Origin of the sequence: Paenibacillus sp. GM1FR (assembly GCF_002803315.1) — a bacterium.
Classification (GTDB): domain Bacteria; phylum Bacillota; class Bacilli; order Paenibacillales; family Paenibacillaceae; genus Paenibacillus; species Paenibacillus amylolyticus.
The window spans coordinates 205,622-229,599 of sequence record NZ_MKZL01000022.1 but is presented as its reverse complement, the minus strand read 5'-3'; the positions used below and the strand labels follow the sequence as shown (position 1 = coordinate 229,599).

Sequence of the window (23,978 nt, the reverse complement as noted above, 5' to 3'; positions counted from 1 at the left end):
TTATAAACAACATATATTCATCATACAAAAAAAGTATTGACCCTACAATGAAACCATGATAAATTTTGTTCATAAATAAGAATATTTATTTCATATTGGTGAACTTAGTTGTCAGAACGATATATTTAACTCATTCCTCTTCAGGTGGTGTTTTCAATGAATTCTCCTTATATACATGAAGTCCGATTACCGTCTCATTACAATCCAGATCAGCGTTATCCCGTGATTTTCGCCTTACATGGCATGGGATCAGATGAGCAAGATATGCTTCGTTTGATGGAGCCTATGCAGTCTGATTTTATTATCGTCGCCATCCGTGGACCTATCGTTCAGGGTAGTGGTTATGCTTATTTTCAGATTAAAAGCATTGGCAACCCCATCCGTGAATTGTATGATGCCTCCGTTCAGGGACTGCAACAATTGATTGTTGATCTGTCCGCCAAATATGCTATTGATCCCACGCGGCGTTATATCGCCGGATTCAGCCAGGGCGCCATTATGGCAATGACCCTATCGCTGGTGATGGGAGATGCAATTAAAGGCATTGTAGCGATGAGTGGGTACATCCCGCAATTTGTGAAAGACGAGTACATGCTGCACCCCGATTCGGAGCTGTCTGTGTTCATCTCGCATGGGGATCAGGATCATCTATTCCCGCTGCAACTGGGGGAAGATAACGCCAATTTCTTCCGTCAACATACCGATCACGTCACATATGTACCTTACAACGGTGGACACCAGGTGACCCCCGATCTATATCAACAATTCCAACACTGGCTTCGGACGGATGCAAATCTGACTACCGAAGACCCGAAAGGACTGAATTCATAATGATGCCATCTCTTTTTATTGCTCACGGTGCCCCATCACTGGCACTGGAGGAGAATGTGTACACTGAATTTTTGCAAAAACTTGGACAGGAACTGCCAAAACCCAAAGCAATTGTGTTGTTCTCTGCTCACTGGGAATCCACAACTCAGCTTGTATCCTCGGTAGCCAACTATGAGACCATTTATGATTTCGGCGGTTTCCAGCCCGAGCTGTATCAGATCAAGTACCCGGCTCAAGGACAGGCAGAAACCACTGCTGAAGTGGAGCGCCTATTCGCAGAAGCTGGGATCCCGGTACAAACGGATGATGTTCGTGGCCTGGATCACGGCGCCTGGGTCGTTCTACGCCTGCTCTACCCGGATGCGGATATTCCCATAATTGCCTTGTCCGTGAATCGCTACCTGACAGGTGAGCAGCAATATCAGGTCGGACAGGCACTCACTTCCTTGCGTGAGCAAGACATACTCGTCATTGGCAGCGGCGGGACCGTTCACAATCTGCGTCGATTGAACTGGGAAAGTAACGGCGTTGACCCGTGGGCATCAGAGTTCGATAACTGGCTGCATGACAAGCTGGTGAGTTGGGATACGGAGTCTCTCTTCTCCTATGATAAGCTAGCACCTTCAGCTCAAGCCGCCGTGCCTACGCCGGAGCATTTTGTACCGCTGTTACTCGCCATGGGTGCGGGAGATCAGAACAAACGTGCATCGCTCCTGTTTAAAGCCTATCAGTATGGCAATTTGAGCTTGTCCTGTTGGAAGTTTGATTAAAGAGGACTATGTAAACCGAACTAAAGTATTTACACTCGCTACTCCGATGACAGAACAACCTTCCGATCGCTGTTATCCCCAGATTTTTTTATTTACTTTATATAAAGGTGAAAATCTGGTGATAAGCGTATGCTTCCGATGTAGCTTTCTTGCAGAAAGCTTTTAGGCGAACACTTCGCTTCTTCAGGTTATTTCTGCCCTCTACGTTTTCGTGTAAAAGATTAGTACTACTTATGATAGTAGATAAAAAATGTAGCGTGTGTTACAGGGATTACCCCTGTAACACACGCTTTATTTGTTGTTAGGAGTGACTTTCATGATGGTTGTACGTAATCGATTGGGATGGGGCTAAGTGTGCTGATATGCAACAACCGTCCTTGAATAATGAGACCATTGTAGTATGTAAGCAAGGACTTCGGTTTCTTGTGTGCTTTTCCGGATTATAACTATAATATGAGGTGAAATCAGGCACAGTTTGCTCGCATATCACTCACCATATTATCTGAATAGCTCATACGGAGGGAATTGGATGCCAGAACAGCGTATATATGAATTGATGGATGAACTGGATATGTTGCTGGAGGAGAAGGTACAAGATGAGGAAAACCGGGAGCTCTTGGAGGCTTATCGCGAGTTTGAAGGCGTGACGGATGAGCAGCTCGACGCATTCGAGCAGGAACACGATATTCGATTACCTGCTGATTTTCGTGCATTTTATAAACGTAAAAATGGGAGTGGTTATGGCTTTCACGTCTTGTATCCAAGCCTTGAGGAAGGACGGGAATCCGAACCATTTTACCTGTTATCCCTGGAAAAAATTCAAAAGGAGCAGTCCACGCTGGTGGAGAACCGCATGGATGATTATTTTACCGAAGAAGAGATCCGTGAGCTTGATCCCCGAATCAAACCCTACCTTTTTCAAAAGAAATGGATCACGTTTGGCATGCTTGGAGGTGGCTCACTGTATCTGATGTTCGACTTTGATCCGACAGAGCAAGGAACGGTTGGACAGATTATTATGTACGTGCATGACCCGGATTTTGTATATTATGTCGCTGGGACGTTTACGGAACTATTGGAACAATCCAATCGGAATTTACGTGCCTTGGAGGCTATCGAATACTGAGTTGCGCATGATGATATGACCTTTTTTGCATAATGCTGGGATATGTCAAAGCGGTTATAATAACATTTAGTGGAAATGCACATGCTGTATAGATAAGACTGCCTTTTCTACACCTAATACATTGATCTGGGAGGAACATACGAAGTGGCTGAACAACCGAAGTCTGAGAGCTTTATGTCTCTCATCAAAAAAGGAAACACATCCTCCGCCGTAGCGATGGCAGGTAATGCTGTTCTTGCTGTGTGCAAAGGGGGAGCCTTCCTATTCAGTGGCAGTGGTGCCATGTTCGCTTCGGCGATGCATTCACTCGCTGATGCCATTAACCAAGGGTTTGTCTTTGTCGGAAGTGTGTTGTCCGAGAAAAAACCTACACGCCGCTTCCCGACCGGATTCGGACGGGTCATTAACATTTTCTGTATGATCGCCGTTATTGTTGTTACCATTATGGCGTATGAAACGATCCATGAAGGCATCCATCTTTTGCAGCATCCTGTTGGTCATACCGGCGGTCTCTGGATTAACATCGGAGTGCTTGTTCTGAACATTGTCATTGACGGGGCCATCCTGATCAAAGCCATGAAGGAAATTCTAAAAGAAGCACGCGCACCCAAAGCCGCCGGATTTGCCTTGGTCCCTGCTGCCATTAAAAATGTAGGCCGTGCTGCGCCACCAACCCGTCTCGTATTCTACGAAGATGTTGTAGCAGTACTCGGTGCGACACTCGCCTTGATCTCCGTTGTAGTCATTGCATTAACCAATTTTGCATTGCTCGATGGCATTGTGACAACGATTATTGGATGTCTGATGATCGCTGTAGCCTTCCGTGTCGGTTACGATAATATGATTGGATTGATCGGTGTTGCGGCTCCACAGGATATTGAGGACAAAGTGTCCCAGACTATTCTCGCAGACACACACGTTGCTGACATTCAGATGATGCGTATCATTCAGGAAGGCCGTTATTATCATGTCGAAGGTCTGATTGAGTTGACCAAAGGACTCAGTCTTGCCGATGCGGATGACATCAAGTTCCGTATTCAGGAGAAACTGATGACAAACCCCGACATCGCCGACGCTGCCATCTCCATTATTGAGGATGACGGTGTGAACAGCTGGGGCAAGAAACATTCGGATGTGGTGAAATAACGAGCTTCGCTTTGTATGACTCAGCTTTACCATTCAGTAGTTGCTCAATTTAAGTTTAACTGTTGACTAAACAGTCAACGAATCGTATATTATTAATAACAGATCTCGCCCGCACCTCTGCTTATGCATGTGGAACAGGGCGAGACATTTTTGCGTTATGGGGTTCCTTGCCAGATGATGTTCAGCTACGTGAAATGAAAGCGCCTACTACATATGAAGAACAGCTCGAAAAGTTTAAAAACCGAAAAATGACAATTGAAAATGATGTAGAAGCAATTACAATCCTGAAACGCATTCACTATTACAGGTTTACTGCATATGCCTTAACTTTTAAACAGGATACCTCGGACAACTACATTGAAGGAACGACTTTCAAAAAAGTGTATAAGCATTATTTGTTTGATGCAGCCCTTAGAAATCACTTTATGAAGATTGTCGAGTACATCGAGATTGCCTTAAGATCACAAATTTCATACAAGCTCGCCCACAAATACGGTGCTCTTGGATATACGAATGCCGCTAATTTTTCTAAAATTCAATTTCACCAACGTTTTATGGAGGATTTGCAAAAATGCATTCAAAAACAGCACAAAGAAGTGCTTATTGCTCATCATAGAGAGAATTACCAAGATAGATATCCTATCTGGGCGGCCTTTGAAGTCAGTACAATTTCTATGATGTCCTCACTCTATAAAAATTTAAAAACGTCTGACAAAAAATCTATTGATCGAGAATACTACCCTTCTCCAAACATAAGTTATAGGGAACTTGAGAACTGGTTCCACGTCTTAACTGTTTTTAGGAATAGATGTGCTCACTACAGCAGACTTTTTAATTACAGAATCCCTGTTACCATAAGATACACACGAAATGATGAATTATTAGGCTTAGACAAAGCCTTTCTTTTTTGAGCTATCTACAATGCGAAGTACCTGATAAAGGATAGAACAATCTGGGATAGTTGGGTGACTGAGCTATCCTCATTAATCGAAGCTTACACTATAGTTGATATATCCCTTTTGGGATTCCCTACAAACTGGGAGCATCTGCTACGAAAGCAATGATAATTCTCTCTTGCAACATGCAAGCCTAAATCACATTTTTCTGTGTAACTTGTTCACCACCGTTTGGCACGGATTGTTTGTATGAAAAAACGACTGAGTATCTTTCGAACCTAGACTTTGGTCTAGGTTCATTTTAACTCCAAAGACGGAGGATAGAGTTTTCCAGTTCATGGTATGCTGTGAATAACAAAGTAATTGCTCTACATACAACCGTTCGGAAAATTGATCTTGTATTAAGAAGGAGAGATATTATGGCTAAACGTACGATCCTTGCGCCTGTTCTCATTTTACTGGGCGTGTACCTGATTCTGAACCAGGGAGGTTCTCTCGGTCCGGGTACGATCTTTGCGACTTTCTGGCCCACGTTATTCGTGATCCCACTCGGGCTGTTCTTCCACTGGCTCTACTTCTCCATGATTGGCAGAGGGGTTGGACTGCTGGTTCCTGGTGGACTGCTGCTCACCGTCGGTATTGTATGCCAGATTGCCATGCTGTTTAACAACTGGGATACGATGTGGCCGGGCTTCATTCTGGCTGTAGCCGTTGGATTATTCGAATTGTATTGGTTCGGTGGTCGGAACAAATGGTTGCTGATTCCCATCAATATTCTGACGGTTATATCGCTGCTGTTCTTCGCTGTGATGTCGATTGGCTCGATGCTGAGCAGCTTGAGCTTTATTCAACCGTTTGTGGCGATTGTGCTGATTATGGGTGGGGCATGGATCATGGTGGGTCGCAAAAAGCGCATGTAGTGTCATTCATATAAGATGAATAGGATGCGGGGTCACACTGAGCCACTCCGCGTGCAGAATAATCTTTCGATCGCTGTTATCCCCGGATTTTTTTATTCCCCTTTTACAATGGGAAAATCCGGTGATAAAGGCGAACGCTCCGCTTCTATAGCTTATTTCTGCCCGCTCCGTTAACGTGTGCCCTTTAATGTTCATCTTATATGGCACTTCAAGCGCTATTGCTCTGAAGTAGGTAAAAAAAGGGTTGCTTTGTCATTCAAATGAAATGACGAGCAGCAACCCTTTTTGTTTTTTTTCAGAATCTAACGAACTGTTCACACGCTATTGACTCTACTTAATAAGCCACGGTGAATCGTTATCAGATGCTATTACCTCTTATTTGCTATGCATTTTAAACTCCAGGAACAGGTCGTTATAATGCGAGAGCATTTTTTTGCCCAGATTATCGTAGACCTCCAGCTTGCCTGTCAGTGTCTCGTCCGGATAGAAGCGCTCATCCTCCGAAATGTCCTCTGGCAGCAGCTTAAGTGCCTCGGCGTTTGGTGTGGAATACCCGACATACTCCGCATTGCGAGCGGCATGATCCGGGTCCAGCATGAAGTTGATAAACTGGTGTGCCCCTTCAATATTACTCGCTGTTTTGGGAATAACCATGTTATCGAACCAGAGGTTCGAGCCTTCTTCCGGCACCATGTAATCCAGCTTGTCGTTCTCATCCATAATCTCGGACGCATCTCCGGACCACACGAGTCCAACCGCAGCTTCCTCGTTCGCAAGCAGCATCTTGATCTCGTCACCGACAATCGCTCTCACGTTAGGTGTCAATGTAGACAGCTTCTTCAGCGCTTCTTGCAGATGATCTTCGTTGGTATCGTTCAGAGAATACCCGAGACTGTTCAATCCCATACCAATGACTTCGCGTGCACCGTCAAGGAGCAGGATTTGATTTTTCAAACGCGGGTCCCACAGGTCGTTCCAGCTATCAAACGTCAATCCATCCACCAGTTCGGGATTGAACACAACCCCCACCGTTCCCCAGAAATAAGGGATGGAGTACTTGTTGCCTTCATCAAAGGACAAGTCCATGAACCGCGGATCAATGTTATCCAGGTGGGTCAATTTGCTATGATCGAGTGGAACGAGTAGGTCTTCCTCTTTCATTTTGCTAATCGCATATTCAGAAGGAATTGCCACATCAAACGTGGTACCCCCTTGCTCAATCTTGGTCAGCATCGCTTCATTGGAATCAAACGTCTGATAGATAACCTTAATGCCTGTCTCGTCCTCAAACTCCTTGAGCAGATCAGGGTCGATATAATCGCCCCAGTTATAGATGGTCAGTGTGTTGCCGCCAGAATACCCCTGACTCTTATTCAGATACGAAGCCAGGATCATCAGGGCAAAGGCGGCCACAAAAACAATCGCAAATGTCCGTACCAGTTGCTTCATGGACGTAGCCCCTTTCCTCCGGGTGGTATCCGTGTTGCACGGCGGTTAATGAAGTAATATCCAACCACCAGCAACACCGTGAGCAGGAACAATAGGGTGGACAAAGCGTTGATGGACAACGAAACGCCCTGCCTTGCTCTGGAGTATATCTCTACAGAGAGTGTGGAGTATCCATTACCCGTGACGAAGAATGTTACTGCAAAATCATCGAGCGAGTACGTCAATGCCATGAAGAATCCGGCAAAAATACCCGGTTTCACGTATGGCAACACCACACGCGTCAGAATCTGCCATGAACCAGCACCCAGATCGCGTGCCGCGTCCATCAGAGTTGGACTCATCTCCTGCAGCTTCGGCAGTACCATGATCACGACAATTGGTACGCTGAATGCAATATGAGACAGCAGAACCGAAGTGAAGCCCAGTTTGATACCAATCATGGTGAACAGAATCAGGAACGATGCACCAATGATGACATCCGGACTAACGATGAGCACGTTATTGAGTGACAGTAGCGTGTTCTTGGTCCGTTTGCGACGCACATGGTAGATCGCCAGTGCTCCTGCTACACCAAGGATTGTCGAGATCGCTGATGACAGGAGCGCAATGATAAATGTATTCAGCACAATGATGAGCAGCCGAGTATCAGCGAACACCTCTTTGTACCATTCAAGCGTGAATCCTTCGAAGCTGCGCATGTGGCCGCCACTATTGAAGGAATAGAAGATCAGATACGCAATCGGTGCGTACAATATGGCGAATACAACGGCTAGATAGACGTTAGACAGCTTTCCGTTTCTTCCCATTACGCACCTCCTTCTTGCCTGATCCAGTCAGGAACATAATAATCGCCATCGCAATAATCAAAAAGACGGCAATCGTTGAACCCATCCCCCAGTCCTGGGTGACGAGAAAATGCTGTTCGATCGCTGTTCCCAGCGTAATTACACGGTTCCCCGCAATGAGGCGGGTAATCATGAACAGAGACAGCGCAGGAATAAATACAGCCTGACAGCCTGATTTCACTCCACTAATCGTCAGTGGAAAGATAACTCGGCGGAATGTCAGCCACGATGAGGCTCCCAGATCACGCGCCGCATAGATCAACGATGGATTCATCTCTTCCAGCGCATTGAAGATCGGCAGGATCATGAATGGAATGAAGATGTACACCGAGACAAAAATAAAGCTGAAATCGGTGAACAAAATCTGCTGTGTACCAATACCCACCACTTCAAGCAGGGAGTTGGTCAGACCGTACGTTCCGAACAGGCCGATGAAGGCGTACGCTTTTAGCAAAAGATTGATCCAGCTTGGCAGAATGATCAGTAGCAACCATAGCTGCTTGTGCTTCGTCCGGGTCAGCATATACGCCGTTGGATACGAGATCAGCAGTGAGAACGCCGTAATCAGAAATGCATACCAGAACGAACTGAGCGTCATCTGCAAGTACACCGGTGTGAAGAATCTGGCGTAGTTGCCAAACGTGAAGTTACCCTCCACATCGAAGAACGAATAATAGATGACCAGCAGAACCGGCGCCACAACAAACAACACCATCCATAATACATATGGAATCAGATACGCATTGCGTGTGCTGGCCTTAGTCTGCATGAGCGGCCTCTTGGTAGGCTTCGAGTCGTTTGTCGAACTCTTCTTCGGTCTCGTTAAAGCGCATGACGTGTACCGCTTCCGGATCAAAATACAGTCCAATCCGTGCGCCTACAACGGCTTTCTTGGTTGAATGAACAAGCCACTCATTGCCCGCATCATCGTACGTGGATATCTCGTAATGCACCCCGCGGAATAACTGGGAATCCACATTGACCTTGAGTTTGCCTTGGTCTTCGGTTGTAATCTCCAGATCCTCTGGGCGAATGACAATCTCTACCGGCTCGTCCCGCTGGAGACCCTGATCGACACACTCGTGCTGTGCGCCAGCGAATTCCACCACAAAGTCCTGCTTCATTTTGCCCGATACAATGTTCGATTCACCGATAAAGTCTGCTACAAAGCGGTTAATCGGCTCATCATAGATATCATTCGGTGTACCGCTCTGTTGAATCACGCCGCCATTCAGGACAAAAATCTCGTCGGACATCGCCAAGGCTTCTTCCTGATCATGCGTAACAAAGATAAACGTGATGCCCAGTCGCTGTTGCAGCTCCCGTAGCTCGTACTGCATTTCGGTCCGTAATTTCAGATCAAGTGCCGAAAGCGGCTCGTCCAGTAGCAGAATTTCAGGTTCGTTCACAATCGCGCGTGCAATCGCGACACGTTGTCGTTGTCCGCCGGACATTTCGCCAATTTCCCGGTTTTCATACCCGGATAGATTGACGAATTTGAGGGCTTCCAACACTTTGCTGCGAATTTCAGCCGTTTTCATCTTTTTGATCCGCAAACCAAAGGCTACGTTCTCAAATACATTCAAATGTGGAAATAATGCATAATCCTGAAATACGGTATTCACCTGCCGCTGGTGGGCAGGCACTCGGTTGATGAGCGCACCGTTAAAATAAATACTGCCCTGTGTCGGCTCCGCAAAACCGGCAATCAGCCGCAATATCGTTGTTTTCCCGCAGCCCGATGGGCCAAGAAGCGTATAAAATTTACCCCGCTCAATCTCAAAGCTGACCGCCTTCAATACGGCTTCATCCTGGTCGTATTGCTGAGTCACCGCTTCGAAGCGGATAATCGGTTGTTGTTCTGACATGCTTCACATCGCCCCCTTATACTTGAGGTACCTCTTAAGTCTGTACACTTTTCGTTCATGCATCCTTATAGATAACCCATCTATTATATATGATTCAGGTATATCCGCAATGGTTTTGATGTAAACGCCGCGTGTCATTTCTTCTTATTTTCAAAAATTCTGCATACATTACGGGTAATGTCGATAATACGTACCCATATGGAGTAAATGAAGGATTTTAGGATTCCATTTTATGTGTGAGAGGAGTCTTGGCTCTTGGATATTCGTCGTAACCTGCCTTTGCTGATGACCATTTGTTTCTTAAGTCAGATGGGCGGATTCATGATCCTGCCCCTATTTCCTTTGTTTATTGAAGAATTCGGCCTGTCCGGCTGGATGATGGGGGTTATTTTTGCACTCTTTTATGTGGGGAAAGTAATTGGTGGCGTTCCAGCAGCGGCAATTTATAAGAAACTAGGTGGTAAAAAGGCTCTCATCCTGATGCTGATCCTGCTCGCTGTCTGTATGGGCGGCTTCGCGCTGTCTACTGCTGCGGTGTTATTCGGCCTGCTCCGACTTCTAGAGGGGCTCGCTTCCACGGGCCTTACCGTGGTCGTACGTTCCATCATCGGAGATGAGGGTAATGTAGACAACCGCGGCCTGTACAATGGATATATCAGCAGTAGTGAGGGCAGCGGCATGGTGCTCGGTCCGGTCATAAGTGGCTGGCTCGCGCTGCACTGGCCATTGTCGGTGCCTTTTTTACTCGTTACCGTATGTTGTCTGATGGCCGTGGTCGCTGCGATGGGGATGAAGACAACGGCACAAGCTAGAGCTAATCTTAAATCCGGTGATACGTTAAGTGATCATCTATTAGAAGGTCCTTCGGGTGTTGTTAAGCAGGAACCTCTGGTCAACTCAGCACACCCGGTGCTCCACACGGATGACACCCCTCCTTTACCTTCAACAACATCTGATGCACTGCATACGCAAGCTGCGGATACCTCCTTAACCTCCCAATCCAACCAAGCTCCCGAATCAACAACAACTGGCCCATACACAGGGTTCACCAGGCGGCAACAGCTTGTTGGCTACGGTACGGTACATTTTCTGGAGATGAGCGCCTATGCCGTATTTCTCACCTATTTTGCACTGTATGCAGCTCACATCATGCATTGGGACCCGTTTGCCACCAGTCTCGCCTTCACCGTCTCCGGGATTTCTACGCTTGCCGCTGCTCCCTTTGTTGGTTATCTCTCTGACCGGATGGGCGATCGTCTGCTGCTCTGCATGCTTGGCATGTTCCTGATTGGAATCGAAGTTGTTGTATTTCTAAGCACGTCCTCTCATCTATGGGTCTACGTTGGCATGCTGATTGGCGGGGTTGGCGGTGCATGTTACATGGATTCGTTCTTTGCTCATATTGGTGATCATACCCCGGACGAGAGTCGAAGTTCTGTCATAGGCAAAATTGTCTCTGCTGCCGAGATCGGCTCCATCGTGTCTCCACTGGTTGCAGCGCTACTTATGGAAGTTGGCTCGCTGTACTCCGTGTTTGTGTTTAATCTGGTGCTGATTGCTGTTGCCATTGTAGTTCAGGCTGTGATGCGCAGTCGATATCGATTGAAAGAGGGGTAGTTCTTCGTTTGATACAAAAGGATCACAAAAAATAACCCGTCTGCACAATTTAATGTGCAAACGGGCATTTCATTGGTGTATCCCCGGCCTGTGGCTGGTGATTCTCTACCTGTGCATTCTGCTGCTCACTGCTTCGCAACTCTGCGGTAGATACCACGCCATCTTTCAGCGTATACGCCTGATCTTGACGGAAAAAGTTCGGCTTCACGATCTCATTACGATAGGAGCTGTGGAAAATATGTGTTGTCGCCGGGGATAATGGCGGAATCAGCCACACCCAATCTCCGGTCAGTTCACGCCCAGCCTTCTCTTCCCGCTGTTCAAATAAATCGAACTGCGTTGCCGCCGTGTGGTGATCCACAATGCTCACACCTGCTTTTTTGAACGAATGCAGCACAGCCACATTCAGCTCAACTAACGCACGATCCTTCCACAGCGTCGTTTCACTCGACGTATTCAATCCAAATGCTTCCGCCACCGCAGGCAGCTTGTTATACCGGAACGTATCCGCCAGATTACGGGCGCCGATCTCGGTACCCATATACCAACCATTAAACGGCGCTGCCGGATAAGATATACCGCCAATCTCCAGTCGCATATCAGCAATCATCGGCACACCGTACCAGCGCATGCCCAGCTCGGCAATTTCCGCTTGCTCCGGATGTTCAATAAGAACTTCCACAATCTCTTCTTCTGGCACAACATACCACTCTGGGGCTTGTCCTTGTGCCTGAATAATGAGCGGTAACACATCATAGGGGCTACCTGCCCCTTGCCAGCCAAGTGACATCGCCGCCTTGGTCAGCTCCACCGAAGCAGGATCTCCGATAATACCTTGCTCTGTCTCATATCCCGCATAACGAATAAGCTGATGATTCCAGAGGCGTACCGGAGTTCCATTCGGCCCATCCGCTGGAAGGATGGTGATCATCGGGATTACTTTGCCAGCGTTGGATGCCACATGGATATGATTCAGCACAGCTTCCGCTGCCGTTCCTGCCGTATCAGCGTGACGGGCGTCCACGATCCGCAATTTATCCCAGAATAGCCGTCCGATGCAGCGGTTGCTGTTCCGCCATGCCATTTTACAACCCTGCTCCAATTCCTCTGTGGTGTGCACATAAGTACCCGTTACTTCGATCTCGCCCATAACGGCAACAAGCCGGGCCTGTGCGTCTTCACGCGAATGACCCAGCTCTTCATAACATGTATATATAAACCGTTCAGCTTCTTCCTGCAATTGTTCCAGGTCTGACCGCATCGTTCATTCCACCATTCTGTACATCTTGAATGCCATCATTATACGGCAAGCGCACCGGATTTGTAAGCGAACGGACACTTTGTTCACGGACTCTACATATCGTTGTCAGGATGTAGGGTGACTTTGCTTATTTGCCCAGATATGCGTTTAACATCCAAACCTCTTTATCCAGTGCAGACGTGAATCCAATCAGCATATCTTCCGTTGCGTTATCGTCTACTTCTCCTGCTTCGTGAATGCCTTGACGAATCACTTCCACCATCGTGCGTAGATCAGCAACCACCGATTCTACCATACGTTCAGCAGACAACTGGCCTTGTGCCTCTTCAATTGGAGACAGACGTAGCTGTTCACCCATCGTAGCCACCGGACGTCCACCAATAGCAAGCAAACGTTCTGCAACTTCGTCCATATTTGCCGTAGCCAAGTTATACAGTTCTTCGAATTTGGCATGCAATGTGAAGAAATGTGGTCCTTGGACATACCAGTGGACGTTATGAAGTTTCGTGTACAGTACGGACCAGCCTGCGATCTGACGGTTCAGGACATCTTGAAGTGCTGTGGCGTTGTTAGCAAAAGTGTTGTTTCTAGTTTGGATTGTGCTCATGGAATTTATCCCCTCTCGAATATAAAAATAGAATTTGAATTTTATAATGGATTGCTTTGATTCGCTTCTTTTTAATTTAGACTTAATCTAAATCTTGTTTTAATTATAACACCGCATATCCTGTTTGGGAAGGCTCTGAACTACTCTTTCAAATGAAGATTTCATGAAGCACAGCTTCATAGAAACATGGGCACAGGCTAATTAAAAAAGATGATTTTAAGCAAACTCTCCCCAACCTATTGGAGTTATGATAGACTCATCTGATCGGATTATCCATAAATTAGTGAACTAGGATGATACCCATCATAAAGATAGTTTCCATTATAGGAAGTTAACTTAGTCACTATTGCGGAGGTAAACATGAGGATATATAACGCGGACCAACAAAGCAGCTCATATCGGATGTATGCATTTAGCTGAGGGTGGGGTCATAGGTTATCATCAAGCTGTAGTTCCTCAACTCCTTTCAATAGTAAGTGGAGAGGGTTGGGTTAGAGGGGAAGCAAATGAATACATCAATGTTCGTTGTGGCGAAGCGGTTCTCTGGGATATACATGAATGGCACGAAACCAAAACAGAAGCTGGACTCATGGCAATTGTAATTGAAAGCGAAGAGTTAGACACCTCATTAATGATGCCTTTATAGAAGGTATAATATAAAAAAGCAGACCTGCACCTAAGACGGTAACAAGACTGCTCCTTTAAACATAAATCTCCTTAAGCTTGAACACACTCAAAAGTCAGAATACGACTGATCTCTTCATAGCTTGATGCTACAAAATGAGGTTGATGATCGGACTCCGGCAGCGCCTCCCGATGGTTGAACCAGATGACTGTCCAGCCTGCATCCACTGCACCTACCACATCATTACGCCACGAGTCTCCGATGTAATAGCTGGAACGAGCATCCGTCCCGGACTGCTTACTCACATATTCGAACAACCTGCGATCCGGCTTCGCATAACCAGTCGTACCGGAGATGAAGATCAGATTCTCGTCCACGAAACTGAGCACATCCAGTGCTTCAAGCTTGCGGCGCTGATGCTCTCCTTCTCCATTGGTGATTAGACCAACGGTATGGCCTTCTGCCTGAAGCCTTCTGATCAGCTCATACGCTCCTTCAAAAGGTACAATCTCAAACTGTCTGCTCAGATACTGTGCTTGTAGTTCTTCAGCCTGTCCCCATTGTAGGGGGAGTCCGAACTCTTCCATTGTCAACTCAAACCTCCGACGGCGCATTCGCTCTACTGCATCCGCTTCTGGTACAGCGGACAGATCTTCTTGTGCAGACAGCCAGTCACTATAGTAACGAAAACGATGATAGGCCTCAGCATAAGGGAACTCATCGGGCAGGCCGAGAACGTCCTGCAACGCGCCACGAAGTGGCTGCAAGTGATCATATAACGTATCATCCACATCGAAAAATATCGTTTTAGCATCATGTTTATTGGATAACATGAATTGGTATCACCTCCTTTTACCTCATCAAATAATACGAGTATATTCTAGTTATATTTAAATAAACTAGAGAGTTGTTAATTTCATGGTCCTAACAGGAAAATCAGGGCTCGGCATAAACCAAAATTCATACCTAAATCTATCGATTTTTTATAAAGATTATAATATCTTTACTAATAACAATTGTTGGCGTTAGCACCACAATCCTCATTGCTAATTGAGTTTCACAAATAGTATTAAAACGTTACATGCTAATAAAACAATCATGGATTAACAATATAAACAAAATCTTCAATTCTCATGCGGTCTTATAAAGACCTTGTATATATAGGTACAATCATCTTTTTTGTAGCTTTCGTAAACATCCTCATTAAAAAACATCTAATTGTTATTGTTGAAATCGAAAAAGAGTCCTGAACAGCCTGCATCTTTATATTTCCAGCCTGCAGGTCTTTCACCCACTGGCAATGGCAACCTTAAATATTATGGTGTATAAAATGACGCTTTTGGCGATTCGTGTGACGCTTTTAAAAAATTGCACCCGTATCATCCGTAGCACAACGCTGCTTTCTGTGCTTTAAATGCATACGTACTATGTAACTATAAAGAAAGAACAAGACCATTCTAATGAAACTACCAAATGCGGGTCAAGGAACAGAAAACGGGTGAGTACCGATAATACAGTACAAACCCGTCTTTTCCTTTAATTTAGTCACTATTTCATTACATACTTGGATATCCAGGAATTCGGAGTACATCAAATCTGAAACCAACATGACGATCTGAAGCACTATGAGTTTGCAAACTATCAGAGAAAAGTCCCTTCTTCCAAACTTCAAAGTGTCTTGTCATGTAACGATTGTAAGCATTAATCACTGTCTTGTGATTGTCTTTCGCGATGCTCTCACTGAAGGACGCTGTTGATGTCCAGCTTTGAGATACGTTATAACCAACAGTTGCAGACACAACTGATGCGCTGATACCTATGCTAGCATTAAAGGAGTTACCAACCGTCACCGATTGAGAAAGTGTTAATGTACCGCCAGAACTTCCGGTCTCTTCTACAGAAGCAACTACATAGTTAGGGTTAACTGTTGCATATTCAGCGCTGGGATTTTTAGCATATAAGTCACCGATTGCTGAAGGTGCTACTTCATGTTTCCAATCGTCATTCTTTGCTTCATCAAGGTAAGTAACATCCACCACTTTGATTAGTTTGTTTTCAATTGGATCTTGGCCAGTAGCTAGCAAATAAGCAGTCGAGTTAACAGGAACATACTCTGTAACGATAGCCCTTTTGACTTCTACTTTTCCGTCAGGAGTTTTAATTTCAATTCCCTTGACTCCTTCTGATGTTTTAATAAGAAGTTCATCAGGAACCACCACATTTGTCTCTTGTTCATCAACTGTAGCTTCTGCTGCCCTCGCTTGCTGAAAACCAACAATCGTAAGTAAGAGAACCAGACTCAATGCTACTGACAAGAACTTCCTTGTCCTTGACAATACTACCACCTCCGCAATTTTTCTGATCGAAACGATCAAATACAATTGTTCCATAATTATCCTAATTAAACAATGCTTTTCATAAAATTTTACATTGAATTTACAATTCTATATTCATATATCCATTATATGTTCACAATCTACATTTAGTAACCGTATTTAAGAAAGAAGGGCAACAAAGCGGCAAGAATCCGGCATAAAACCGGAACACCTTTTACACGACTGAGCTGACCATATCGCCGTAAACTGTCAAATCTAATGTAGCTTCTAAAACGATTGCCAAAGATATGGATTTGGATTCGATTTCCGGATTGACGGGATTTTCAATGGAAGAATTGAAAGCAATGAATCCAACTCATTAAATCTTCCTTTGACAGACTACCTACTTTTCAACAGAAGAGATGAGCAATCACGCAATGAATTCGAAAAGGCATACGTGCTGTACCCTGATAGGAGTACTGTACGCATGCCTTTTTATTATATTGAAACCTTCTAGTTATATCCGTCAAAGGCTTAAATGTTACTCTACAATCTAATCCAATTGGAGTTACATCACGATATGTGGTATTCCAATTATACAATTAACGATACAACCTTACCTGCATTCACATCAATCAGGCCATAGTCCGTAATCTTCAGCGCGGGACTTACCGCAAGGGAGTGCGTGCTAATCGACATGATCGGATTGTAATGCACGTACCCAAGAGACAACATCGCTGCTCTCAGTTCCTTCACTTGATGAGACACTACTGCGAGTGGTTCTTCCGTCAAAATACCACCTACGGGAAGTTCCAGATGGGACAGCACCTTGCCATCTTCCACTACACAGAAGCCGCCCTGGCTCGAAATTACCGTGTTAGCTGCCAATATCATATCTTCATGATTACGTCCTACAACCAGCAGGTTGTGATTATCATGTGAGTATGTCGTTGCAATAGCTCCACGCTTGATGGTGTCTCCACCGATCAGACCATGTGCACGATTGCCGTTCACGCCATAACGTTCAAAGGTCGCGATCTGCGCATATCCGCTTTCTTCCCAGCGTAATTCACCATCCGAGGACTGAACCGGTGCAATATGCTCTTCCACAAAAGTAGAACCATCCTTCACCATCATGACACGGCATTGGTACTCACCTTCACCAGCGAGTTCAACACCTGATCCACTGACTTTTGGGTCTGACAACTGAATTGCAAAATCTGCTACGCCCAACTTCTCCAACCGTACACTCTTATAGAAGTGAGGTGGAAACTGCCCGGTTATGCGTTCCTGCTTATACGGTTCGTAATCGTCATAAGCTTTGCGGCCGTTTTTGTACACCTGATCAATAGCGAGCTCCTCTAGGTTGGATACCAACACATAATCGGCCACTTTGCCTGGGGCAACGCTGCCACGATCGGTCATTTTCATCCGGGAAGCAGGGGTTGATGTTGCTGCATAAATCGCGTCTTCCGGACACATCCCCATCTGAATTGCCTTCCGTACGATATGATCCAGATGACCACGCTCCACCAGTGAATCCGGCATCACATCATCCGTTACGAAGCAGAAATGCTGCGCCACATCATGTTGAATCAGGTACTCCATGACTTCCGGGGTCATTGATTTCTCCTGAATTTCAATAAACATACCTGCCGCAATCCGCGCCTGCAATCCCTCAATGCTCTGATGAGTGTGGTCGGAATCGATGCCAGCGTAGATCAGTCGATGCAGATCAAGTCCAAGCAGTTTCGGTGTATGACCTTCGATCACAAGATCCGGATAGTTTTTGCGAATATGCTGTAAAATCTGATTTGTCTTGCACTCCGGATCACGGATGACATCGACATAGTTCATGATCTCGCCCAGACAGATGATCTCGCCAGTGGCGAGCAACACGTCCATATCTTCGATTTCAATCGAACCACCTGTTGTCTCCATCGGGGTTGCCGGAACGGAACTCGGGATCGCATAGAACATATCCACGGTGGTTTCCCGACTCACAGCCATCATCTCCTGCACACCCTCCAGCCCGAACACATTTGCCATCTCATGCGGTTCTGCGACAATGGACGTTACCCCGCAGCCAATCAGACCATGGGAGAAGGTTTCCGGTGTCACCATCGTACTTTCGATATGCAGATGGATATCGATCAAGCCAGGAATCATGTATCTTCCCCGCGCATCAATGACTTCGTCTGCCTGAATCATCTCAGGTCCGCCGGGTCCAACATATAGAAATCTGCCGTCCAATACAGCGACGTTGTTCATTTCAAACCGTTTATAATAACTGTTATACACATGTACATTCACAATCAGTTGATCTGCACGCATGGGGCATAATCTCCTTCTTCACAAGCATTTCACCACGATGCGAACCGGACAATGAACCTGCACTTTAATCTGCTGTACTGCACATGACTGCGCACCACTGCCATCGTCCGGAAATCATCGCATGAATTGCCTTCTTTACTGCTCTTATTTCTTAAAGCTACTCGCTACATTCACGACTACTCTACCAATACAAGCTTGTCCTGTGGGAAGATCAGGCTAACACGTTGCCCGCTAAGGTATGGTGTTTCCATCTCCTGATTTGCTGTAAAATCACCGAGTTCCGTCTCGATCACATACTGATAACTGCGTCCCAGATACGTGCTGACCTTGATAATCCCCGGCAAAGCATTCACCACATCCGCAGAAGTATCTCCACTAACGATCAGATCATCCGGGCGAATCGCGCCTTTACGAGCACCGGGACGTGCTGTTCCGGGATGTGCTGTTGCAGTAAATGTGCGTCCACCTGCACTCAGTGTGATTAATTCACCAGCATCACTACGCTCCGCGAATTCAATGAAATTATGGAACCCGATGAATCGTGCTACAAACTCCGTTGCCGGATATTTGAAAATGGTTTCCGGGCGGTCGAGCTGCTCAACCACGCCTTTGTTCATAATCGCTACCTGATCCGAGATCGAGAAGCACTCTTCCTGGTCATGAGAGACATACAGCGTTGTGATGCCCAGCGCTTGCTGAATGCGGCGAATCTCCACCCGCATGTTGAGTCGCAGGTTGGCATCCAAGTTACTGAGTGGTTCGTCGAACAAAAGCAGGTCAGGCTCAATGACCAATGCACGAGCAATGGCTACACGCTGACGCTGTCCACCGGACAGTTCTTGTGGAAAACGTTTCTCAAATCCATTCAGGTTAACGACTTCCAGGATTCGCATCACACGGGAAGAGATATCCTTGTCTTTCACCTTGCGCATCCGCAGGCCAAAGGCCACGTTGTCATAGACAGATAGATGCGGGAATAACGCATAACTCTGAAATACAAATCCGAAGTTCCGCTTGTTCGCCGGAACCTTCGTATAATCCTTGCCGCCGAACATAAACTTGCCCTGTGATGCTTCCAGAAATCCGGCGATGAGGCGCAGCGTAGTTGTTTTGCCGCAACCGCTCGGTCCGAGCAGGGAGAGCAGTTTACCTTTTTCCAGCTCCAACTGAAAATCCTTCAGGATTGTCTGCTTATCGTATGCCACGGATACGTGGTCTAATGTCAGCAATGCCATAGCGTTCTGCGCCTCCAATTAACGTTTAGTAAAGTATGAAAATCCGCCCATGATCCGTTCGATCACGAACATTAATAGTCCGGTCAGTACCATCAACAGCACGGAAATCGCTGCAATCGTTGGGTCAAAATAATTCTCCACATACGTCAGCATCTGGATCGGTAATGTGCTTACCCCTGGTCCGGTCATGAACACCGATATGTCCACGTTGTTGAAGGACTCCAGGAAGGCAATCAACACCGCAGCGATAATTCCTGAGCGGATGTTAGGAAGCACGATCGTGAAGAACGTTCTTACCCGTCCCGCACCAAGACTCAGCGCAGCTTCTTCCACTGCAAAGTCAAAGCTCGACAGACTCGACGCGATAACCCGAATGATAAATGGCAGCATGATAATCGTATGACCGATCAACAGTCCAAGGTACATCGGCAGATGGTAAATTACGATCAGGTATTTCATCAATGTAAAACCAAGCACGATTCCCGGGATCAGTACCGGGGACAGGAACAGTGCGTTCAGCACGGACTTGCCTTTGAAATCGTAACGACTGAGTGCATACGCAGCAGGAACTCCGAGTACCAGCGCCAACAGGTTTCCCAACAGGGAAATGATGATGGACGTCTGGAATGTGCGGAGGAAACCGCCTGTGTTGAAAATATTCTCATACCAGCGGAAGGAGAACCCTTCCGGCGGAAATTTGAGTACCGTTCCCGGTTCAAACGAAGTGACCGATATGATCAGAAGCGGGCCCAGCAGAAAGATAAAGACCAGCAGACTGAACAGGCCCAGCCCGATATGTTTCTCCCGCATATGTCTACCCCTTCGGATTTAAAGTTTTGGCCATTTTGTTCATGACACCAACCACGACAAATGTAATCACAATCATAATCGCGGCAACAACCGAGGCCAGATACCAGTCGTTGAGGGTCATGGCGTTTTGATACAGGAACGTAGCAATTACACGCTGTTTTCCTCCAAGGAGGGCAGGTGTGGTATACGCCGTCAGGCTTCCGACAAAGACAAGCACGGCTCCGATCACAAGTCCTGGCACAGCCAGTGGGAACACGACCCGGCGGAATGCCGTAATGCGCGATGCACCCAGACTTTGTGCTGCTTTGAGCAGGTCACCGTCAATGTTCTCCAGCACGCCCACCAGAGAGATAATCATCAGTGGCAGGAACAGGTGTGTCAGACCGATCATCATCGCTGCCGGCGTGTACAGAATGTCCAGCGGCTTGTCCACGATACCCAGACCAACAAGGGTGTTATTGATTAACCCTTTGCGTCCAAGAATGATCATCCAGCTAAACGAGCGCACGACCGGGCTCGTCAGCAGTGGGAAGATCGCCAGTGCCAGCAAAATGCCTTTGCGGCGCGGCGCTTTCTGCGAAATATAATAAGCTGTCGGGAATCCGAGCACCACACAGACGATGGTGGTGACCACGCTGACTTGCAGCGTCGTAAGCAATATTTTCAAAAAGTATGGGTCTCTGAAAAAATGCATGTATCCTTCAAACGTGAAGGAGTTTTCTTGGAAAAACGTCGACCCGATCGTCAGGACAATCGGAATGATCATAAATGCCGCCAAAAACACGAATCCCGGCAGCAATAGCCAGTAGATTACTGATTTCTTCATCGCGATACTCCTGACTTGTAAAATGGTTTTATTCACACGTTTTACTGGCGCACATTTCAAAAATAAACGTCCATGTTTATCGCACCAGCCGTTCCGGTTACGAATCGTTCTTACGATCGCTGTTATCCTTGGATTTTCTTGATCTCCTTCTTAGTAGAAGGAAAAATCCAAGGATAAAGGCGAACGCTTCGCTTCTTCAGAATCGATTTCGTCCCCTACACTACCAGCGAATTAGGTGGGTTGATTTTAGACTGAACTCCAATGCCGTGAAGTTCATAACTACGCATTTAACGCGTTGATAAACAGTTCAAGGAATGCTTCCGCATCTACAGTTTCGCAGACGAGGGTGTTGGGCTGCTCACCCAAACGGTTTTGGAAGTCACATACCATCTGGCCATCGCACAGGCGGCTGGCGGTTTCGACATCCACGTAATATGATTTGCGTCCTACCAGTTCCGGGGCAAGGACTACGCCTACGGCTAGTGGATCATGTAAAGCGCAAGCGCGGACGCCGTTCATTTGTTCGTAACGGTTGATGTAAATCTCCGTGCTTTGAGCAACGTACGCGCGCAGTGCAGGATCAGTGAGACGCTCAATCGTTGCTTCATTCAGCAATGTTTGACGCGTCACATCCAATCCGACTTGGGTAAGCTTCTCGATGCCTGCGTGCAGTACGATGCGTGCGGCCTCTGGATCAGCGTATGTGTTGTACTCGGCGGTTGGTGTAATGTTGCCATGTCCACGAACTACGCCACCCATGAAGATGACTTCCTTCAATAAAGAAGGTAATTCAGGGCACTTCATAAGCGCGAGTGCCAAGTTCGTTAAGGGTGCGGTCATGATTAATGTCAGTTCGCCCGGATGTTGCTTGGCTTGTTCCACGATAAAGTCTGGCGCAAAACCTTCCTCGGCTTTCTTAGACACGGCCGGATCAGGCAGCGCACCGCCCAATCCGTCCTGTCCATGTACCCGGTGTTCATAATGCGACTTGCGAGTGAGCGGCCCAGCTGCTCCGGCAATGACCGGAATTTCAGGTGCACCCGCGAGTTCAAGAATTTTACATGTATTCTCTGTTGCCTGCTGGAGTGATACGTTCCCACAGACTGTGGTGATGCCGAGAATGTCCAACTTCCGACTTTTGACGGCCAGCAAAATCGCCAGTGCATCGTCAATCCCCGTGTCCACGTCCAGAATGATGCGATTTTGCGCTCCACTCATCCGTTCTCAACTCCTATGCGGTGATATGGTTGCTTGCTGCACATGATATAAGTTAAACATGTTGACCAAAGATAACTTTTAAGTCAGTCGGTTACTTGTTTATTGTGCAATCTCACGGTTCCAGCGATCCGTCCAGCCTTTAACCTGTTGATTCACGAATTCCATATCCAGCTTGTTCAGCTTCTCAACAACTTCAGCGCCGTATGTTACGCCTTCTGCTTCTTCAGCAGTCAATTCAACCTTTGTGTTAACCGGGGAATCGACTTTGGCTTTAGCAGATTTCGCTTGTACATCCTGGCTGAGCTGCCAGTTGATGAACTCTTCAGCGAGCTCTTTGTTTTTGCTGCCCTTCACGACATTGATTGTGTTCATCACGGCATATGCACCTTCGCTAGGTGTAACAAACTTTGCATTAGGCACGGCTGCTTTCAGATCTTTGAAATACATTTCCATGATCGGTCCGCCCGCAATTTCTTCTTGGGAGAACATGTTCACGAACTCGGACGTTTGGCTATAGAATTTCACCACATTGCCGCTCAGTTTTTTCAGTTCAGCAAATGCCGCATCTTCATTAAACGTATCGTTTCCAGCTACACGGGAAGCTGCATCCACAACCATTGGGCCTGCTGTTGCCGTAATATTCGGGATGGTCAGGTTACCTTCGAACGCCGGGTCCCACAGGTCACTCCATGAAGTCACTTCTTTGGATACAAGATCCGGGTTATAAGCGATACCGAGCTGTCCAACCGTGTAGGCCGGGCCATAATCTTCACCAAGTGGTGCTTTGGCAATATCATAAATGTCATTTACATTTGGAATTTTGGAGCGGTCAATTTTCTCAAACAGACCTTCATCGATACCTTGTTGTGCATAGTAATCAGACAGGTAGATAACATCGACATTGGATGTACCTTGACGAATTTTATTCAGACGTTCAGCATTATTGCCGACTTCGAGCACGATGTCTACATTATGTTCTTTTTCGAATGGACCAAATACTTCTTCATTGAAGAAATCTTCAGAGAAGCCCCAAGTGGAGATAACCAATTTGTTCGCTGCGGTTCCCCCACTGCCTGATCCGCCTGTTGCATCATCCGTGCTGTTGCCACAACCTGCAAGTAATACCGATGTCATTGCCACTGCTGCCAAACCGCTAATCCACTTTTTCATCATGATCCTGATTCCCCCTGATATATGTGATGTGTATGAAAAAACAAAAAGAAAAGTGCTCTTGTATAAACAAGAACACTTTTCTTCGTAAACAAAGGAAAGCGACACC

Annotated in this window: 22 protein-coding genes; 8 read left to right on the top strand and 14 right to left on the bottom strand. The window is 46.4% G+C overall.

Going from position 1 to position 23,978, the window contains the following annotated elements:
* Positions 1 to 156 precede the first annotated feature (156 nt).
* The 6 genes from PAEAM_RS16685 (at position 157) to PAEAM_RS16660 (ending at position 5,689) form a co-directional block, all read left to right on the top strand.
* The gene (locus PAEAM_RS16685; protein ID WP_100528303.1) at positions 157 to 831 is read left to right on the top strand and encodes an alpha/beta hydrolase; all 675 of its coding nucleotides are present in this window, start codon (positions 157 to 159) and stop codon (positions 829 to 831) included.
* Positions 831 to 1,601, top strand: a complete 771-nt coding sequence (locus tag PAEAM_RS16680) for a DODA-type extradiol aromatic ring-opening family dioxygenase (protein ID WP_100528302.1) — start codon at positions 831 to 833, stop codon at positions 1,599 to 1,601. The genes PAEAM_RS16685 and PAEAM_RS16680 overlap by 1 nt, the downstream gene beginning before the upstream one ends.
* 529 nt (positions 1,602 to 2,130) lie before the next feature.
* Positions 2,131 to 2,727 (top strand): SMI1/KNR4 family protein, encoded by a 597-nt coding sequence (locus PAEAM_RS16675; RefSeq protein ID WP_076328695.1) that lies wholly within the window; start codon positions 2,131 to 2,133, stop codon positions 2,725 to 2,727.
* A 144-nt stretch (positions 2,728 to 2,871) separates the two neighbouring features.
* The gene (locus PAEAM_RS16670) at positions 2,872 to 3,873 is read left to right on the top strand and encodes a cation diffusion facilitator family transporter (RefSeq protein WP_100528301.1); all 1,002 of its coding nucleotides are present in this window, start codon (positions 2,872 to 2,874) and stop codon (positions 3,871 to 3,873) included.
* Between the two features lie 62 nt (positions 3,874 to 3,935).
* Positions 3,936 to 4,784 (top strand): Abi family protein, encoded by an 849-nt coding sequence (locus PAEAM_RS16665; RefSeq protein WP_165789950.1) that lies wholly within the window; start codon positions 3,936 to 3,938, stop codon positions 4,782 to 4,784.
* Between the two features lie 404 nt (positions 4,785 to 5,188).
* A complete protein-coding gene (locus PAEAM_RS16660; RefSeq protein WP_100528299.1) occupies positions 5,189 to 5,689 on the top strand; it encodes a hypothetical protein in 501 nt (166 codons plus the stop codon).
* A gap of 375 nt (positions 5,690 to 6,064) precedes the next feature.
* Here the strand turns inward: PAEAM_RS16660 and PAEAM_RS16655 are convergent, their stop codons facing one another.
* The 4 genes from PAEAM_RS16655 to PAEAM_RS16640 are packed head-to-tail and all read right to left on the bottom strand — an operon-like array spanning position 6,065 to position 9,851.
* Positions 6,065 to 7,138 (bottom strand): ABC transporter substrate-binding protein, encoded by a 1,074-nt coding sequence (locus PAEAM_RS16655; protein WP_100528298.1) that lies wholly within the window; start codon positions 7,136 to 7,138, stop codon positions 6,065 to 6,067.
* Positions 7,135 to 7,944, bottom strand: a complete 810-nt coding sequence (locus PAEAM_RS16650; protein WP_036612847.1) for an ABC transporter permease — start codon at positions 7,942 to 7,944, stop codon at positions 7,135 to 7,137. Before PAEAM_RS16650 ends, PAEAM_RS16655 begins: the two co-directional genes overlap by 4 nt.
* On the bottom strand, positions 7,919 to 8,752 hold the full coding sequence (locus tag PAEAM_RS16645) for an ABC transporter permease (RefSeq protein WP_017691799.1): 834 nt from the start codon (positions 8,750 to 8,752) through the stop codon (positions 7,919 to 7,921). Before PAEAM_RS16645 ends, PAEAM_RS16650 begins: the two co-directional genes overlap by 26 nt.
* Positions 8,742 to 9,851 carry an ABC transporter ATP-binding protein gene (locus PAEAM_RS16640; RefSeq protein WP_036612848.1) on the bottom strand — a complete coding sequence of 370 codons (1,110 nt, stop codon included), beginning with the start codon at positions 9,849 to 9,851 and terminating at the stop codon, positions 8,742 to 8,744. Before PAEAM_RS16640 ends, PAEAM_RS16645 begins: the two co-directional genes overlap by 11 nt.
* A 255-nt stretch (positions 9,852 to 10,106) precedes the next feature.
* Here PAEAM_RS16640 and PAEAM_RS16635 point away from each other — a divergent pair, with 255 nt between their 5' ends.
* A complete protein-coding gene (locus PAEAM_RS16635; RefSeq protein ID WP_100528297.1) occupies positions 10,107 to 11,468 on the top strand; it encodes an MFS transporter in 1,362 nt (453 codons plus the stop codon).
* A gap of 49 nt (positions 11,469 to 11,517) precedes the next feature.
* On the opposite strand, the gene PAEAM_RS16630 is transcribed toward PAEAM_RS16635, so the two are convergent.
* Together PAEAM_RS16630 and PAEAM_RS16625 are read right to left on the bottom strand one after the other, a co-directional pair.
* A complete protein-coding gene (locus PAEAM_RS16630) occupies positions 11,518 to 12,729 on the bottom strand; it encodes a nitric oxide synthase oxygenase (protein ID WP_100528296.1) in 1,212 nt (403 codons plus the stop codon).
* A 127-nt stretch (positions 12,730 to 12,856) separates the two neighbouring features.
* On the bottom strand, positions 12,857 to 13,336 hold the full coding sequence (locus tag PAEAM_RS16625) for a Dps family protein (protein ID WP_100528295.1): 480 nt from the start codon (positions 13,334 to 13,336) through the stop codon (positions 12,857 to 12,859).
* Between the two features lie 406 nt (positions 13,337 to 13,742).
* Here PAEAM_RS16625 and PAEAM_RS16620 point away from each other — a divergent pair, with 406 nt between their 5' ends.
* Positions 13,743 to 13,982 carry a hypothetical protein gene (locus PAEAM_RS16620; RefSeq protein WP_207765577.1) on the top strand — a complete coding sequence of 80 codons (240 nt, stop codon included), beginning with the start codon at positions 13,743 to 13,745 and terminating at the stop codon, positions 13,980 to 13,982.
* Positions 13,983 to 14,053: 71 nt separating this feature from the next.
* On the opposite strand, the gene PAEAM_RS16615 is transcribed toward PAEAM_RS16620, so the two are convergent.
* The 8 genes from PAEAM_RS16615 to PAEAM_RS16580 form a co-directional block, all read right to left on the bottom strand.
* A complete protein-coding gene (locus PAEAM_RS16615) occupies positions 14,054 to 14,794 on the bottom strand; it encodes an HAD family hydrolase (RefSeq protein ID WP_100528294.1) in 741 nt (246 codons plus the stop codon).
* 723 nt (positions 14,795 to 15,517) lie between these two features.
* Positions 15,518 to 16,276, bottom strand: a complete 759-nt coding sequence (locus PAEAM_RS16610; protein WP_133120454.1) for a hypothetical protein — start codon at positions 16,274 to 16,276, stop codon at positions 15,518 to 15,520.
* 594 nt (positions 16,277 to 16,870) lie between these two features.
* Complete coding sequence (locus PAEAM_RS16605; protein ID WP_100528292.1) at positions 16,871 to 18,610, bottom strand: adenine deaminase C-terminal domain-containing protein; 1,740 nt, start codon at positions 18,608 to 18,610, stop codon at positions 16,871 to 16,873.
* Between the two features lie 176 nt (positions 18,611 to 18,786).
* Positions 18,787 to 19,845: an ABC transporter ATP-binding protein gene (locus PAEAM_RS16600; RefSeq protein ID WP_100528291.1), complete on the bottom strand. Its 1,059-nt coding sequence runs from the start codon at positions 19,843 to 19,845 to the stop codon at positions 18,787 to 18,789.
* Between the two features lie 18 nt (positions 19,846 to 19,863).
* The gene (locus PAEAM_RS16595) at positions 19,864 to 20,655 is read right to left on the bottom strand and encodes an ABC transporter permease (RefSeq protein ID WP_017691790.1); all 792 of its coding nucleotides are present in this window, start codon (positions 20,653 to 20,655) and stop codon (positions 19,864 to 19,866) included.
* A 4-nt stretch (positions 20,656 to 20,659) separates the two neighbouring features.
* Positions 20,660 to 21,481, bottom strand: coding sequence for an ABC transporter permease (locus PAEAM_RS16590; RefSeq protein WP_036612869.1), 822 nt, complete (start codon positions 21,479 to 21,481; stop codon positions 20,660 to 20,662).
* A gap of 279 nt (positions 21,482 to 21,760) precedes the next feature.
* Positions 21,761 to 22,699, bottom strand: a complete 939-nt coding sequence (locus PAEAM_RS16585; protein ID WP_100528290.1) for a nucleoside hydrolase — start codon at positions 22,697 to 22,699, stop codon at positions 21,761 to 21,763.
* A gap of 99 nt (positions 22,700 to 22,798) precedes the next feature.
* The gene (locus PAEAM_RS16580) at positions 22,799 to 23,869 is read right to left on the bottom strand and encodes an ABC transporter substrate-binding protein (protein ID WP_100528504.1); all 1,071 of its coding nucleotides are present in this window, start codon (positions 23,867 to 23,869) and stop codon (positions 22,799 to 22,801) included.
* Between the last annotated feature and the right edge of the window lie 109 nt (positions 23,870 to 23,978).